This window comes from Streptomyces smaragdinus (assembly GCF_009604385.1).
GTDB classification, from domain to species: domain Bacteria; phylum Actinomycetota; class Actinomycetes; order Streptomycetales; family Streptomycetaceae; genus Streptomyces; species Streptomyces smaragdinus.
In genome coordinates, this window is sequence record NZ_WEGJ01000026.1 from 23,448 (window position 1) to 39,653 (window position 16,206).

The following is a 16,206-nucleotide window of genomic DNA, read 5'->3' on the forward strand; positions in this document are numbered from 1 at the left end:
TGTCAGTCCGGGGTGCGGCGGAAGAGACGCGTCGCCGTCACCTCGCCGTGGGTCGGGTCGGATTCCTCCGGCTGGTGGGGGAGGCCGGGGCGCAGGTGTTCCTCGATGCTGATGTACTTGAGGCCCGCCCTGAGGTCCGCGTCGTTGCGCAGGCGGATGACCAGGGGGAACTCCGCCAGGGCCGTGGTGTCGAAGAGGCCCGTGGTGTAGAGGAGCTGGACGCCCAGGGCGTCGGCCACCGCGCGCTGGAGCTCCAGGAGGTACGTGGCGTTGGCGCGGCCGATGGGGTTGTCCAGGAACAGGGTGCCCGCGTGGCGGTGGCGGTCGTGGCCGCGGTCGTTGCTGCGCAGGGCCGCCATCGTGCAGTAGAGGGCGATGGCGGCGGTGAGCAGCTGGCCGCCGGAGAACACGTCGCCCATCTGTCCGACGGGGACGCGCTCGGCGCGCAGCACCGCGTCCGGTTTGAGGATCTCGACGGAGACGCCCTTGGGCCTCAGGGCCGCCTCGACGGCTCGTAGCAGCAGGGACATCCCGTCGCGGCGCAGGTCGCCGTTCTTGCGGACGGCGGCGCGGGTGGCGTCGTCGATGACCTCGCCGAGCCGTTCGCCGAGGGTGAGCTGGTCGGGGTCGGTGAAGCGGATCCGCAGGAACTCCTGGCCCGACCACTCCCCCAGGCCCTCCGGGAGCTGGGAGAGGCGCTGGGCGGCGCGCAGCGTGGTGAGGGCGGATTCGACGAGGCCGCGGAGGCGGTCGACGATGCTGTCCCGGTTGCGTTCGAGCTGCTCGAGCTCGTCGGTGAGGACCCGCAGCCGGGGCGCGAACGCCTTGGCCCAGGCGGGGGCGTGCTCGGGCAGGGCGGCGGCGGGCAGTTCGCGGATCTGCTGGCGGGCGGGGGTGCGGACCTGCTCGTAGCGGGTGGAGTTGGCGTGCCGGACGAGGACGTCGCAGGTGTCGCGCAGCGCCGTCTCGGCGGCGGAGAGGTCGGCGGCGCAGCCGCGCAGGGAGCGGCGGGCCTCGGCGGTCGCCTGCCGGGCGGCGTCGAGGGGGCCGGGGTAGGGCTCCTCGTCGGTGTCCGGGTCGTCGTCGGCGGCGGTGCGCAGCAGGTCGCGGAGCTGGGCGGCGGTCTCCTCGAAGCCGCGGGCGGCGTCGTCGGCGGCGCGGTGGGTGTGCAGCAGCTCCTCGTGGGCGGCGGTGGCCTCCTCCAGGGCGGCGGTGTGGGCGGCCAGCTCGCCGCCGGCGGTGCGCAGCAGGGACTGGGCGTGGCCGGCGTCGGCGGGCAGCAGCTCGTCGGGGAGGTCGGCGTGGGCGTCGGCGCCCTGGGGGGCGAGGCGTTCGGCTTCGCCGCGGAGCCGGCCGAGCTGTTCGCTGGCGGACTCGGCGCGGGACTCCAGGAGGTGGACGAGCTCCTCGGCGCGGGCGGCGGCAGCCTGCCGGGAGGGGGCGTCGGCGCCGTCGGTGCCCTCGAGGAGCCGGCCGGCGCGGGTGCGGACCTTGTTGGTCAGGCGGCCGAGGTCGGCGAGGGCGGAGGTCTCCTCGCTCTCCGCGCGGGCCTGCTCGGCCCGGAGGTCGGCGCCGACGCCGACCCTCTCGTAGACCTGGGAGGCGGCGCGGTAGGCCTCGCGCAGCGCCGGCAGTGCGGCGCCGGTCCGCTCGCCGTCGGCGTCGGTGTCCTCGGCGGCGCCGGCGATCTCGGCGCGTTCGGCGCGCAGGGCGCGGGCGGTGCGGCGGGCGTCGTCGGCGGCGCGCTGGGCGCCGCGGCGGTCCTCGTCGGCGGCGCGGGCGCGGGCCAGACAGCCGGTGGCCTCGGCCTCGTGCCCGGCGGTGGCGTCGGCGAGTTCACGCAGGCGGGCCTGCCAGCGGGAGCGTTCGCGCAGCCGGTGGGCGAGGCCCGCGAGGGCGTCGGCGGAGCGGCGGGCGCGCTGGGCGGCCTCCTGCCGTTCGTCGCGGCCGCGGGCGGCGTCGGCGGCCGCCTCGGCGGTGGCGTCGCGGGCGGTGCGGTCCTCGGCCAGCGCCTCGTCGGCGGCCGCGGCGGCGGTGCGGGCGGCCTCGGCGGCGGCCGCCAGGTCGGTGAGGCGGCCGGCGGGGCAGCCGGTGCGCCAGGACGCCAGCCGGGCGGCGAGGGCGCGGTCGGCGGTGAGCCGGGCGGCGAGCGCGCGGATGTCCTCGTCGCGGGCGGTGGCCCGGTCACGGAGCTGGCGGCGCTCCTCGTCGGCGGCGCGCTCGTCGTGCATCGCCGGGTTCGGCGGTACGAGGAAGACTCCCGTGTCCCCGCCGGTGTCCGGGGCGGGGGCGATGAGGGCGGCCGCGGTGCCGACGGCGACGGCGGAGCGGGGCAGCAGGGAGGCGTCGGCCAGCACCTCGCGGGCGCGGGCGTGGGACGCGGGGTCGGTGATGACGACGCCGTCGACCAGCTCGGGCCGGGCGGCGAGGACGGCGGCGTGGTCGGCGGGGTCGACGGCCTGGGCGAGGTAACGCCAGCCGGGGAGGGCGGGGATGCCGTGCTCGCCCAGATACTCCACCGTGGCCAGCACGTCGGGCCCGGGCGGCAGCAGGCCCCCGTCGCCGAGCGCGCCGAGGATGCGGGCGTCGTCGGCGGCCGCGGTGCGCAGGTCGAACAGCCGCCGCTCGGCGGTGGTGTTGGCGTCCTCCAGCCGCTCGCGCAGGGCGTCGGCGTTGCGGTCGAGGTCCTCGGCGGTGAGGGCGTCGCCGCCGAGGAGCTCCGCCAGCCGGGGTTCGGCGCCCAGACCGCGGGCGGCGCGCAGCTCGTTGTCGTACGAGGCCTCCGCGGCGAGCACGGCGTCCGCGGCGCGGGCGGCGGCGAGTTCGGCGCGGGCCAGCCGGGCGGCGGCCTCCTGGGCCCGCTCGGCGGTGCGGGCCGCGGTCTCGCGGGCGGTGTCCCAGGCGGCGACGGCGGTCTTCTCCGCGTCGGAGGCGGCGAGCGCGGCGCGGGCGGGGTCGGACTCGGGGGCGGTGTCCTCGAGCCAGCCGGCGCGGACGGCGTCGGCGGTCTCCTGCTCGACCTCGGCGAGGCGCTGGCGCAGATGGCCGGCCTCGCTGCGGGCCCGCTCGGCGGCGGTGGCTGCGGCCGTGGCGGCCGTGTGGGCGGACTCCGACTCCGCCTGCAGGGTGGTGGAACGCTCCTCCTCCTCGTTGGCCCGTAGCTCACCGGCCCGGGCGGCCCGGTCGAGGGCGCGGACGAGGTCGCCGGCGGCCCGGGCGCGGGCGGCGAGCGCGGGGGCGGCGTCGCGTTCGGCCTCGTGGATGGCGGCGGAGACGCGGGCGGCGCGGTCGGCGGCGGCGCGGTGGCGCAGGACGGCCTCGGCGGCGAGCCACGCGGACTGCAGGGTGCGGGCGTCGGTCAGCTCGCGGCGCTGGGCGGCGGCGTCCTTCTCCGCGGCGGCCAGCGCCAGACAGGCGTGCCGGTGGGCGAGCTCGGCGGCGATCGCCTCGCTGCGGTCACGGGCGCGGCGGGCGTCGGACACCGCGTGCCCGGCGGCGGTGACCTGGCCGGCGAGGACGACGGCCCGGCCGCGCTCGGCGGCGGCGCGGGCGGCGAGGCGGCGGACCAGGGCGGCGGTGCGGCGCTCGGCCCCGGCGTGGATCTCGCGGACCCGGGTGCGGTGGGCGGTGGCCCCGGCGACGGCCTCGAGGAGGTCCAGGGAGCCGGCGGTGAAGTCGCGCTCCGCGGTGAGCTCGGCGCGCCGGCCCAGCTTGTGGGCGAAGCCGTGCACCAGGTCGGCGAGGCCGTCGGTGTCGCGGGTGTCGGTGACGGCGCGCAGCAGCAGGTCGGTGAAGTCGGAGTCGTTCTTCACCGCGAACAGGCCGGCCGCCTCGCCCTCGTCGGCGTTCATCTCCCGCTGGTAGCGGAACAGCTCCGGGTCCAGGCCCAGCTCGGTGAGGTGTTCGTTCCACCGCTCGTGGATCTCCTCCCAGGAGACCTCCAGATGCGGGTAGAAGCGGCCGGCCTCGGTCAGCGCGTCACGGAAGCCCTTCATGGTGCGCCGCCGGCCGCGCGCGCCCGAGACGCCCTCGAGGGCCTCGGCGGGCGACGGTACGAAGCTCGCCTCGGCGACGGGCAGCGCGTCCAGGCTCATCCCGGGGCCGGGACGGAAGGAGTACCAGGCCTCGGAGAACTTCCGCGGGTCGGTGGAGACCTGACGGCCGCGCCATTCGCTGACCTTGCCGACGACGATCGTCTCGCCGGTACGGGTGTGCTGCCACTCCAGCGCCACGTGCCCGCAGTCGTCGGCGAGGAGGAACTTGCGCAGCACACCGGAGCTGGCGCCGCCCAGGGTGTTGCGGTGGCCGGGCAGCATCACCGAGAAGATCAGCTTGAGCAGGACGGACTTGCCGCCGCCGTTCTCCAGGAAGAGCACGCCCGCGGGAGCCGGGCGGCGCGGCGGGCCGGCCGGCTCGTCGGCGAAGAAGTCGCCCTGCGCCGGTGCCGGTTCGGGCACCGGCTCGCCCACTCCGCGCAGGTCCAGCACGGTGTCGGCGTAGCGCGCACCGGCGGGCCCGATGGAGTAGAGGCGGATCCGGGACAGTTCGTACATGGCTCTCGCAGAAGGTCGGCGGGACGGCGGTCAGGCGTCGCGCTGGTCGGGGAAGAAGGGCAGGGAGGCGTCGGCGACCAGCTCCAGGTCCCCGGTCTCGTCGGGCGGGAGGAGGCTGGCGGTACCGTCGCCGACGGGGACGACGCCCAGCTCGAGCAGCTCGGCCATGGCGGCGCCGCCGGCCATGTCGCGGACCTGCAGCTGGTAGCGCGCGGTGGTGCGGTACGTGCCGCCGGCCTCGTCCGAGGTGCGCTGGAGGAAGCCGGAGTCGGTGAGGAAGGCGACGGCCTTGCCGATGATGCCGGTCGTCGAACCGGCCAGCCGGCGCGCGTCCTTGGTCGCGCCCGTGGCGCTGCGCCGCGCGTACACCCGCCAGGCGGCCTCCAGACCGGGGGCCTCGGTCGCCGGGTCGGTGTTCTCCCCGGTGGCCTCCGCGCGCTCCTCCAGCCGGCGGCAGGCCTGGCGGACGAAGGCGTCGACGCCGTTGACGGTGATCCGGCCGATGTAGCCGTCGTCGGCGAGGTCGTCGGGGCGGGGGAAGGCCATGGCGGCGACGGCCAGATGGGCCAGGCCGTGCAGGAACCGGTCGGCGGAGTCGGCGCCGGCCCGGCGCGCGTACTCGCCCATGCGGACGGCGAACACGGAGTCCTCGGCGGCGGTGACGGCCATCCCGGCGCGGCCCGACACCTCCAGCACGACGAGCCCGAGGCCGGTGGCGACGGCGTCCGCCAGCCGTGCGAAGGGCGGGTCCTCGCGGTAGCGGCGCAGCAGCTCGGCGTACTCCAGGTCGCGCGACGGCAGCAGCTTGGGCTGCAGTCCGAAGGCGACGAGCCGGGCGGCGTCGGCGGTGTCGGCGGGCGTCACGGGCGCGGGCGCCGCGTCGGCCGCCGTGCTGTGCTCGCTGCTCATCGGTGCTCCGTCCAGGTCGGGTTGCCGGGGGTCACGACGCGCCCTCCGTCCGGTCGGCGGCCATCCCGGCGGCGTCCAGCAGGGCCGTGCCGACGATGAGGTCGGCGCCGCCGAACTCGGGGTCGTCCAGCTCGGTGCCGTCGTCCACGGCGAACAGCAGCCGCTCCTCGCCCTGCCGGTACGCCGTGCCGACGGCGGGGGCGGCGGCGTGCACCGCGAGGAGGGCGACGAGGTAGGGCAGCGAGGGGTCGCGGCGGCGGGCCTCGGCGAGCAGGCCGGACAGCCGGCGCGGCGCGTCGGGCGGCAGCTCGAGGAGGTCCAGGGCGCGGGCCAGCTGCTCCTCGCTGAAGCGGCTGGCGTCGGGCGTGGCGATCAGGTCCGGCTCGGGCATCTCGGCGCCCAGGTGCTCGCGCTCGGCGGGCGGGGTGAACAGCATGTCGACCAGGTCCCCGACCCGTACGGAGTGCGGCGAGCGCAGCCCCGTACCGCGGGCGAACCAGGCGTCCGTGACCCGGACCGACCGCTCCAGCGCCAGCGGCAGCACGGGCGCGAGGAGCTGCCCGTACAGATCGAGCCCGGAGTGGGCGGCCGGGGTGGCGAACGCCTGCCGGTCCTGCTCGGCGCGGAACAGCGGGCCGGCGTCGAGCAGCCGGGACTGCAGCTGGGTGTGGCGGCGGATGCAGTCCTTGACGATGTCGACGAGCTCGGCGGCGCGCCGCTTGTGCTCGGGGTCCTCGGCCTCGTCGCGGGAGCGGCGGATGTTGGTGAGGATGGCGTTCTCGTGCCGGTAGCGGTCGGCGACGTGGTCCAGGGCCTCGCTTATCAGGTCGGGGACGGCCCGCAGCCAGTCCACCGCGCGGACGTTGCGCCGGGTGGCCTCCAGGGCGCGGCGCAGCGTCTCGGCGTACTGGACGGTGCGGTAGCGCGCCTGCTCGGCGGCGAGCTGGGCGTCGGCGAGCCTGCCCCGCTGGATCAGCACCTCGAGCTTCACCTCGGCGGCGATCTGGGCGCTGGTGACGTCGGTGTCGAGGGCGCCGACGAGAACGTTGACCGCCTCGTCGGTGGTACGGAGGTAGACCGCGCCGCCGGGGCCGGGCACCTCCTCGATCAGCTTGAAGTCGTAGTCCCGGCGCACGTACGAGCCGTCGGGCGCGAAGGTGCCGTACACCGCGCGGAAGCCGCGGTCGACGCTGCCGACGTTGATCAGATTGTCCAGCACCCAGCGGGCGACCCGCTCGTGCTCGGCCGCGGGGCGGCGCGGCGCCTGGGCGGCGGCGCGCGGCAGCAGCCGGGCGACCACCTGCTCGTGGTCGGCGCCGGTGTCGAAGTCCATCTGCAGGGTGACCAGGTCGATCGCCGCCAGCGCCAGCTCCGCCATGGCGTACCCGCCGTACTCCCCCGCGAGCATCGTCTTGCGCACGTCGAGGTCGTGCAGCGGCGCGGTGCAGGCGAGCGCGCGCAGCCGCCGGGCCAGGCCCTCGTCGGCGGCCGGGCCCGCGGCGGGCCTGGTCACGCCCGGGTGGGGCGGCCCGGTCTCGGTCGGAACGGTGGCAGGTGCAGTCACGTCGGACAGATTAGGCGCTGCCACCGACAACGATCGAAACGGCACGGATCAGACGGCTCACTGCGGCGCCCCGTAGCCGCCCCCGCCGGGCGTCTCGACGACCAGCACGTCGCCCGCGCCGGCCTCCGCCGTGTCGCAGCCCTCGAGCTCCGTGACCGTGCCGTCGGCGCGCTCGAGCGCGTTGTGCCCGGTGCCGCCCGGTTCGCCGCCGGCCATCCCGTACGGGGGGACGCGCCGGTGGTTGCTGAGCAGGGTCACCGTCATCGGCTCGAGGAAGCGGATCCGCCGGGTCACCCCGCGTCCGCCGGGCCAGCGGCCGTCGCCGCCGCTGCCGGGCCGTACGGAGAACTCCTCGACGCGCACCGGGTAGCGCCACTCGAGGACCTCGGGGTCGGTGAGGCGGGAGTTGGTCATATGGGTCTGCACGGCGTCGGCGCCGGCGAACCCGTCGCCCGCGCCGGAGCCGCTGGCGACGGTCTCGTAGTACTGGGCGCGGTCGTTGCCGAAGGTGACGTTGTTCATGGTGCCGGAGCCCTCCGCCTGCACGCCGAGCGCCGCGTACAGGGCGCCGGTGACGGCCTGCGAGGTCTCCACGTTCCCCGCGACGGTCGCCGCCGGGTGGGCGGGCGCGAGCATGGAGCCCTCGGGGATGCGGACGGTCAGGGGTTTGAGGCAGCCGCTGTTGAGCGGGATGTCGTCGGCGACGAGGGTACGGAAGACGTACAGGACGGCGGCCATGACGACGGAGCTGGGGGCGTTGGCGTTGCCCGGCTGCTGCGGGGAGGTCCCGGTGAAGTCGATCACGGCGCCGCGGGCCTCGCGGTCGACGTCGACGGCGACCCGGATGACGGCGCCGCTGTCCGTCTCGTAGCGGTACGAACCGCTGTCGAGCCCGGCGACGATCCGGCGGACGGACTCCTCCGCGTTGTCCTGGACGTGGCGCATGTACGCGCGGACGACGTCGAGGCCGAACTGGTCGATCATCCGCCGCAGTTCGCGGATGCCCTTCTCGTTGGCGGCGATCTGCGCCCGCAGGTCCGCGAGGTTGGCGTCGGGGGCGCGGGAGGGGTAGGGGCCGGAGGTCAGCAGGTCGCGGGTCTCGTCCTCGAGCAGGCGGCCGTCGCGGACGAGCAGCCAGTTGTCGAAGAGGACGCCCTCCTCCTGGATGGTGCGGCTGAAGGCGGGCATCGATCCGGGGGTGATGCCGCCGATCTCGGCGTGGTGGCCGCGGGAGGCGACGAGGAAGAGCAGCTCGCGTCCCTCGGGGTCGAACACCGGTGAGACGACGGTGACGTCCGGCAGATGCGTGCCGCCGTGGTACGGGTCGTTCACGGCGTACACGTCGCCCGGCCGCATGTCGTCCCGCCGGCGCCGCAGCACCTCCTTGATGGACTCCCCCATCGAGCCGAGGTGGACGGGGATGTGCGGGGCGTTGGCGATGAGGTTGCCGTCGGAATCGAACAGGGCGCAGGAGAAGTCGAGCCGCTCCTTGATGTTGACGGAGTGCGCGGTGTTCTCCAGCCGCAGGCCCATCTGTTCGGCGATGGACATGAAGAGGCTGTTGAAGACCTCGAGCATGACGGGGTCGGCGTCGGTGCCGACGGCGTGGGTCGCCGGCCGGGGGCGGACCCGGGTGAGGACGAGGTGTCCGTGGGGGTCGGCCGTCGCCTTCCAGCCGTCCTCGACGACCGTCGCGGCGTCCGCCTCGGCGATCAGCGCGGGTCCGGTGACGGTGTCGGAGGGACGCAGGGCGGAGCGTTCGTACAGATCCGCGTCGCGCATCGCACCGCCGGCGAACATCCGGATCCGGTCGGCCGGTACGAGGGCTCCCTCGCGGGGCGGCTGTTCGACGGCGTCCAGGGCCGCGGGCGGCGGGGTGGAGGAGGCTTCGACGGACACCGCTTCGGCGACGAGGGGCTTGTCGGTGGTGAAGCCGTAGCGCGAGCGGTGCACGGCGGCGAACTCGGCGGCCATCTCCCCGGCGCCCGCCAGGTCGACGGGGATCGAGGAGTCGGTGCCGGCGTAGCGCAGATGGACCCGGGCGGCGGTGCCGACCGCCTCGTCGGGGATGCCGTCGGCGTGCAGTTCGCCGCGGGTGACGGCGGCGAGTTCGGCGCACGTCTCGCGGATGCGCGGCAGTGACCCCTCGGTGAGCTCCGCCTCGACGGACTGCTCCCGCATGGCGGTCGCGGCGGCCACGCCGATCCCGTACGCGGAGAGGACGCCCGCCAGCGGGGGCACCAGGACGGTGTCGATGCCCAGTTGGTCGGCGACGGCGCAGGCGTGCTGGCCGCCGGCTCCGCCGAAGCTGACCAGCGCGTAGCGGGTGACGTCGTGGCCCCGCTGGACGGAGATCTTCTTCACGGCGTTGGCCATGTTGAGCACGGCGATGTCGACGAACCCGGCGGCGACCTCCTCCGGTGTACGCGTGTCCCCGGTCGCCTCCGCGGCCTCGGCAGCGAGGTCCGTGAACCCCCGGCGTACCGCCTCCGCGTCCAGCGGCTGGTCCCCGGCGGGGCCGAAGACGGCGGGGAAGTGGGCGGGCTGGACGCGGCCCAGCATCACGTTGGCGTCGGTCACCGTCAGCGGACCGCCGCGCCGGTAGCAGACGGGGCCGGGGACGGCGCCCGCGGAGTCGGGGCCGACGCGGTAGCGGCGCCCGTCGAAGTGCAGCACCGAACCGCCGCCGGCGGCCACGGTGTGGATGCTCATCATCGGCGCGCGCATCCGCACGCCCGCCACCTCGGTGCCGAACTCCCGCTCGTACGCGCCCGCGTAGTGCGACACGTCGGTGGAGGTGCCGCCCATGTCGAAGCCGATGACCCGCTCGTACCCGACGGCCCCCGCCGCCCGCACCATCCCGACGACGCCCCCCGCGGGGCCGGAGAGCACGGCGTCCTTGCCGCGGAAGTGGTCCGCCTGCCGCAGCCCCCCGTTGGACTGCATGAACATCAGCCGGATGCCGCGCAGTTCCCGGGCGACCTCGTCGACGTAACGGCGCAGGATGGGCGAGAGATAGGCGTCGACGACGGTGGTGTCGCCGCGCGGCACCAGCTTCATCAGCGGGCTCACCTCGTGCGACACGCTGACCTGCGGGAAGCCGAGGTCGCGGGCCGCGGCGGCGACTGCCCGCTCGTGCGCGGGATGGCGGTAGCCGTGCAGGAAGACGACGGCGGCGCTGCGGATGCCGTCGTCGTACGCGGCCCGCAGGGCGTCCCTCGCGGCGTCCAGGTCCAGCTCGCGGACCGTCTCCCCGCCGGCCGCGATCCGCTCGGGCACCTCGATCACCCGGTCGTAGAGGGCCTCGGGCAGCACGATGCGGCGGTCGAAGAGCCGGGGGCGGTTCTGGTACGCGATCCGCAGGGCGTCGCCGAAGCCCTCGGTGACGACCAGCACGGTGGGCTCACCCTTGCGCTCCAGCAGGGCGTTGGTGGCGACGGTGGTGCCCATCTTCACGACGGCGATCCGCCCGGCGGGAATCGGTTCGCCGTCGCGCAGCCCCAGCGTCAGCCGGATCCCGGCGACGGCGGCGTCCTGGTGCCGGCCGGGGTCGTGGGAGAGGACCTTGCGCGCGACGAGGCGCCCCTCGGGCGTCCTGCCGACGATGTCGGTGAAGGTGCCGCCCCGGTCGATCCAGAATTCCCAGCGTCCCGTCATCCCGGCATTGTCGCAGCGCGGCGGGCGAGGGGTTCACACCTGCTCCCGCGCGGCGGGCAGCCGGGCCGTGCCGTGCGCCGCGAGGAACGCGTCCACCGCCGCCGGCCAGCCGTAGCCCTCGGCGCGGCGGCGGGCGGCCTCCCGCCGCGCCGTCGCGTCCCGGGCGAGGAGCCGCTGCACGGCGTCCGCGAACGCGGTGCCGTTGTCCGCGGCGGTGTCCCCTGCCGGGCCGACGATCGCCGGGAGCGCGGACAGCGCGCTGGCCACCACCGGAGTGCCGCACGCCAGCGCCTCCAGGGCGGCGAGGCCGAAGGTCTCCACCGGGCCGGGCGCCAGGGCGATGTCGGCGGACGCCTGGAGGGCGGCGACCTCGGGGGCGGGCAGATGGCCGAGGAACTCCACCGGCAGCCGCGCCGCCCGCGCCCGGGCCTCCAGCCGGTCGCGCAGGGGGCCGTCGCCGGCGACGACGAGCCGGGCGCGCACTCCGCGCTGCCGGAGCTCCGCCAGCGCGTCCAGCGCCCGCCCCGGCCGCTTCTCCGGGGAGAGCCGCGAGCACATGAGCAGCAGGACGTCGTCCTCGCCCACCAGGCGTCCGCGCAGGGAGGCGCTGCGGTGCGCCGGGTGGCACCGGGTGAGGTCCACGCCGAGGGGCGCGCGCAGGATGTTGCGGGCGCCGATCCGCTCGAACTCGCGGGCCGCCCACTCGGTGGTGCACACGATCCGTTGGAAAGCGTGGGCGGAGCGCCGGTTGAGGGCGTCGGCGGCGCGTACGGCGGCGCCGCCGGGGACGCCCCAGGTGCCGAGGACGCCGTCGACGCTCTCGTGCGAGACCATCACGGCCGGTACCCGGGCGCGCCGGGCCCAGCCGCCGGTCCAGCGCAGGGTGGTGCGGTCGGAGACCTCGAGCCGGTCGGGCGCCAGCCGGTGCAGCAGCCGGGTCAGGGGGCGGCGTCCGACGAGGACGCGGTAGCCGCCGGTGCCGGGCAGCACGGGGCCGGGCAGCGTGATGACGCGGCCCTGTTCCGTCTCCCGGTCGCGGTACGCGGGGCCGGGCAGGACGAGCACCGGTTCGTGGCCGGCCGCGCGGTAGCCGGTGCCGAGTTCACGCAGGGCGGTGCGCAGTCCGCCGGAGGCGGGGGCGACGAAGTTGGCGAGGCGGACGATCCGCAGCCCGGCGGGTCTCATGCGGCGACCGCCGTCCGCCGCGCGAGGACCTCCTCGTAGCAGCCGATCAGCTGGTCGCCGACGGCCTCCCAGGTACGAGCGGCCACCGCGGCCCGCCCGGCGCGGCCGAACTCCGCGCGCAGCTCCGGGGCGTCCGTCAGCCTTTGGACCGCGTCGCGTACGGCCCCGGCGTCCATCGGCGGCACCAGCAGGCCCGTCCGCTCGTGCGCGACGAGGTCGAGGGGGCCGCCGGCGGCGGGGGCGATCACCGGGACACCGGACGCCATGGCCTCCTGCACGGTCTGGCAGAACGTCTCGAACGGGCCCGTGTGCACGAACATGTCGAGGGAGGCGTAGATGCGCGCCAGTTCGTCACCGGTGCGCATGCCGAGGAAGCGGGCGCCCGGCACGCTCTCGCGCAGCGCGGGGGCGCTCGGTCCGTCACCGGCCACCACGACCCGTACGTCCGGCAGCCGCGCGGCCAGGGACATCAGTTCGACGTGCTTCTCGGGTGCCAGCCGGCCGACGTACCCCACGAGCGTCCCGGCGCCGCCGGCCAGGCCGCGGCGCAGCTCCTCGTCGCGGCGCGCGGGGTGGAAGCGGTGCGAGTCGACGCCGCGCGGCCACATCCGCACCCGGGGCACGCCGTGTCCGGCCAGCAGGGCCATCGCGGCGGACGACGGGGCGAGGGTGACGGCGGCGGCGGTGTGCACGGTGCGGATCCGCCGCCAGGCCAGGGCCTCTCCGGCGCCCATGTAGGTGCGGGCGTAGGAGCCCAGGTCGGTCTGGTAGACGGCGACGGAGGGGATGCCCAGCCGCGTTGCCACGGCCGCTCCCCGGGCGCCCAGGACGAACGGGCTGGCCAGGTGGACCAGTTCGGCGCGGTGGGCGCTCAGCTCCGCGGCGAGGCGCCGGCTCGGCAGGGCGAGGCGAACCTGCGGGTAACCCGGGAGGGACACGGCGGGCAGCCGCACCACCCGGCAGGGCGGCGGGGGACCCTCGCTCGCGCCCTGCGGCGCCGCGGGGGCGACGACCAGGACGTCGTGGCCGCGCCGTACGAGGTGCCGGACGGTCTGCTGGGCGCAGTGGGCCACCCCGTTGATGTCGGGGGGAAAGGACTCGGTGACGACGGCGATACGCATACCCGTGTTCTGGCCGGTCCGGTGGAGGCCGGGGCCACGGCGAGCTGACGCCGGGGGGAACGTCCCGTGAGCAGTTGGGGCGCCTCGTCCCCAGAGGCCGTCACGCGTGGCGCGAGGGGCCCTCGGGGGTGATGCGGGTGCGTACCGCGGTCTGCACGCCGGCCTCCTCGGCCGGGTCGGTGGCCAGCCGGCGCAGCTGGTCCACGACCCGCGAGTCGGCGGTCTCCGCGGTACGGGCGGCCAGCTCCCGGGTGGTCTCCTCGCAGTCCCACAGGCACTCGACGGCGAAGCCGCGGCCGAACGCCGGATCGGTGGCCGCCAGCGCCGCGGCGGCCAGGCCCCGGAGCTGGGACGAGGCGGTCTCCCGGTAGATGTGACGCAGCACCGGCGCCGCGTCCCGGATGCCGAGCCGCCCGGCGCCCTCCGTCAGCGCCCACAGGGCCGTCGTGTCGGGCCCCTCCAGCCGCACCGTGCGCAGCAGCGCGGCGCGCACGGCCTCGGCGTCCCCGGCCCCGCCGCGCCGGGCGAGCATCACGCCCGCGGCCGTGCCCAGGGCGTCGGACCGGCCGACCCAGCGGCGGGCCCGGGCCACGGCCGCCGGTGAACTCATGCGACCGTACGCGGACAGCGCCGTCGCGGCGACATAGGCGGAGCCGGTGGCGGTAGCCAGCTCGATCAGGTTGAGGGCCTGCGGATCGGCGGTGGCGGCCAGATGGGCCAGCGCGGCGCCCCGGGCGCCGTCGGGTCCGCCGGCGGCGGCGGACAGCAGCTCCGGATAGTCGGTGGCGGTGCCGACGGCGGCCAGACAGCGGGCGGCGGCCGAGTGCCGCGGCCAGTCGGGGTTGTCCTCGTAGCCCTGCTGGGCCCAGCCCAGGACGGCGGTGACGCTCCAGTCGGGGCGCGGGCCGCCGGGGCGCAGCTGGCGCTGCCAGAGGGCGAAGCTGCGGCGCTCCTGGGCGCCGCGGACCCGTTCGCCCAGGACCGGGTCGTCGGCCCACAGATTCCACGGCCGGGGCTCGAAGGCCTCGGCGACGGCGGCGGCCAGGGCGCCGTCACCCTCCGGAGTCGCCGCGAAGCGCGCCAGGACGGCCGGGCCCAGTGAGCGCAGGCCCTCGTCGTCGTCGCGCACCGCGAGCTCGTCCAGGGCCCACTGCCAGGCGGCGCCGCGGGCCGCGTAGCGGCGCAGCAGCAGGAGGGCGTCGGTGCGGCCGTATCCGGCCAGATGGCCGAGGACCGACAGGGCCAGGCCGGTGCGCTGCTCGTCGGCCTCGTCCGACGCGGTGTCGTCGGCGTCGAAGAGGTGCTCCGCCACGGCGTCCAGGTCCGCGTCCAGGTCCCGCCAGAGGCGTGCGTAGTACAGGGAGCGGTTCTCCACCTGCCAGTCGCTGCGCGGGTCGTGCAGTACGCATTGCCGCAGCGCTTCGACGGCCTCCGCCCGGGGGGCGGCTAGGGCATGCAGGGTCCCGTCTCCGCGGCCCCTTTGCAGGAGCCCGAGCAGGGTGCCGCTGGGCGCTATGACTGGCTCGAACATGAGGTCAGCATCCGTGGTGGGGACTGGGCTGGCAACGGAATTATCCGCGAACGGACGTACCGGACACCACGTCCGGCACGTATGGGGCGTCCCGGCCGCGGCACCGGGGAAGCCTACCTGGACCCCGGCATTCCGCGGCCACGCCGACCTCCCGAGCAGGGCCTTTGGCATATGCCTGCGGCATCATCACTCCGAGTATTGCGAAATTGCTTACACATCGTCGCCCTCTGTGCGACAGTCGTAGCGGCCCCTTCTCCTTACGTACCCGGCCCCGCCGGGAGGCATCGGAGCGCTCATGGCGTCGCATCTCTCCCCCGACCGCTCCGCGGCCGAGCCGCAGGGCAGGGACGCCGTGGACGCGCTGCTGGAGCAGCTGCGCCGGTTACGGGGCGGAGTCGACGCCGTACGCAGCGAGGCCGGTGCGGCGGAATACGGTACCGCGGATCCCGGCGCCCGCTGGCGCCGCGCGCTGTGCGACCTCGCCGACCACCAGCTGAGCGATCTGGACGCCCAGATAGGGCAGCTGCGCGGGGACCGCCCCGCACCGCCGCAAAGGCCCGTGGAGTCCCTGCTGACCCGGGTCGGCAGCGCCGAGTGGGATCTGCTGACCGACCGCATCGACTGGTCCGGGGAGCTCCTCGGCATCTTCGGCCGGACCGCCGCCCAGGGCCCCCTGTCGCTGGACGAACTGCCGTCCGCCATAGCCCCCGCCGACCAGGACCGGCTCACCGCCCTGGTGACCGCCTGCCTCGTCGACGGCCGTACGATCGACGGCGAGTTCCTGGTCGTACGCCCCGACGGCACCGAGCGCACGGTGCACATGGTGGGCGAGCCGGTGCTCGACGCCGACGGCGCCACCGCCTCCGTCTGGGCCGTGCTGCGCGACGTGAGCGAACTGCGCCGCAGCCAGCGGGCGGTGGGCGAGACCCGCGACGCGATCGGCGCCCACGGGCGGCACACGCGGACGGAGCACCGGCTCGCGGCCGAGCTGCGCGACGCCGTCCTGCCCCCGTGGCGCGGCCCGCTGCGCTTCCCGCACGGCGCCCCGGCCGGCCTGGACCTGGCCGCGCACTACGTCCCCGCCCCCGGCGACAGCGCCGTGCGCGGCGACTTCTACGACGCGCTCCAACTGCCCGACGGCGGCACGCTGCTCAGCGTCGGCGGCCTCGCCGGCCACGGCATGGCCGTCCCCTCGGGGCTGGCGATGCTGCTCGGCGCCCTGCGCGGCATGGCGCTGACCGGGACGGACCCGGCCGGCCTCCTGGGCTGGCTGAACCGGCTGCTGGAGACCGCCGCCCAGCCCCTCCTGGGCACCGCGCTGTGCTGCCGCTGGGACCCGCCCACGCGCACGCTGACCTGGGCGCAGGCCGGCCATCCGCCGCCGCTGCTCCTGCGCGCCGGCGAGGGCCGCGCCCTGGACCGCCCGGACGGGGAGGTGCTGGGCGCCGGGGCGCAGTCGGCGTACACCCAGGCGCGCCACCGGCTGCGCACCGGCGACGTGCTCGTCCTGCACACCGCGGGACCGGCCGCCCCGCTCGACCCGCAGCTGCTCGCGCCGGCGGTGGCGGCCGCCGCCGGGGACGACGCGCAGGCCGCCCTGGGCGTGCTGACGGACGTCGCCTCGGACGCACCGGGGACGTGTCTGCTCCTCGCGCGCGTCACGGACTGAGGGCGCCGGGCCCCCGG

The 16,206-nt window shown here is 76.3% G+C and carries 8 protein-coding genes; 1 reads left to right on the forward strand and 7 read right to left on the reverse strand.

Going from position 1 to position 16,206, the window contains the following annotated elements:
• Positions 1 to 2 precede the first annotated feature (2 nt).
• The 7 genes from SRB5_RS25445 to SRB5_RS25475 form a co-directional block, all read right to left on the reverse strand.
• Positions 3 to 4,553 carry a hypothetical protein gene (locus SRB5_RS25445; protein ID WP_153455755.1) on the reverse strand — a complete coding sequence of 1,517 codons (4,551 nt, stop codon included), beginning with the start codon at positions 4,551 to 4,553 and terminating at the stop codon, positions 3 to 5.
• 30 nt (positions 4,554 to 4,583) lie between these two features.
• Positions 4,584 to 5,462 (reverse strand): hypothetical protein, encoded by an 879-nt coding sequence (locus tag SRB5_RS25450; protein ID WP_153455756.1) that lies wholly within the window; start codon positions 5,460 to 5,462, stop codon positions 4,584 to 4,586.
• Positions 5,463 to 5,493: 31 nt separating this feature from the next.
• On the reverse strand, positions 5,494 to 7,026 hold the full coding sequence (locus SRB5_RS25455) for a hypothetical protein (protein ID WP_323378449.1): 1,533 nt from the start codon (positions 7,024 to 7,026) through the stop codon (positions 5,494 to 5,496).
• A 57-nt stretch (positions 7,027 to 7,083) separates the two neighbouring features.
• Positions 7,084 to 10,683 carry a hydantoinase B/oxoprolinase family protein gene (locus SRB5_RS25460; protein ID WP_153455757.1) on the reverse strand — a complete coding sequence of 1,200 codons (3,600 nt, stop codon included), beginning with the start codon at positions 10,681 to 10,683 and terminating at the stop codon, positions 7,084 to 7,086.
• A gap of 33 nt (positions 10,684 to 10,716) precedes the next feature.
• Positions 10,717 to 11,868 carry a glycosyltransferase gene (locus SRB5_RS25465; RefSeq protein WP_153455758.1) on the reverse strand — a complete coding sequence of 384 codons (1,152 nt, stop codon included), beginning with the start codon at positions 11,866 to 11,868 and terminating at the stop codon, positions 10,717 to 10,719.
• Positions 11,865 to 12,989 carry a glycosyltransferase family 4 protein gene (locus SRB5_RS25470; RefSeq protein WP_153455759.1) on the reverse strand — a complete coding sequence of 375 codons (1,125 nt, stop codon included), beginning with the start codon at positions 12,987 to 12,989 and terminating at the stop codon, positions 11,865 to 11,867. The genes SRB5_RS25465 and SRB5_RS25470 overlap by 4 nt, the downstream gene beginning before the upstream one ends.
• 100 nt (positions 12,990 to 13,089) lie before the next feature.
• Entirely contained in the window at positions 13,090 to 14,520 is a 1,431-nt protein-coding gene (locus SRB5_RS25475) for a HEAT repeat domain-containing protein (protein ID WP_153455760.1), read from the reverse strand.
• Between the two features lie 295 nt (positions 14,521 to 14,815).
• Between SRB5_RS25475 and SRB5_RS25480 the strand changes: the two genes are divergently transcribed.
• A complete protein-coding gene (locus tag SRB5_RS25480) occupies positions 14,816 to 16,189 on the forward strand; it encodes a PP2C family protein-serine/threonine phosphatase (RefSeq protein ID WP_153455761.1) in 1,374 nt (457 codons plus the stop codon).
• Positions 16,190 to 16,206: the final 17 nt, after the last annotated feature.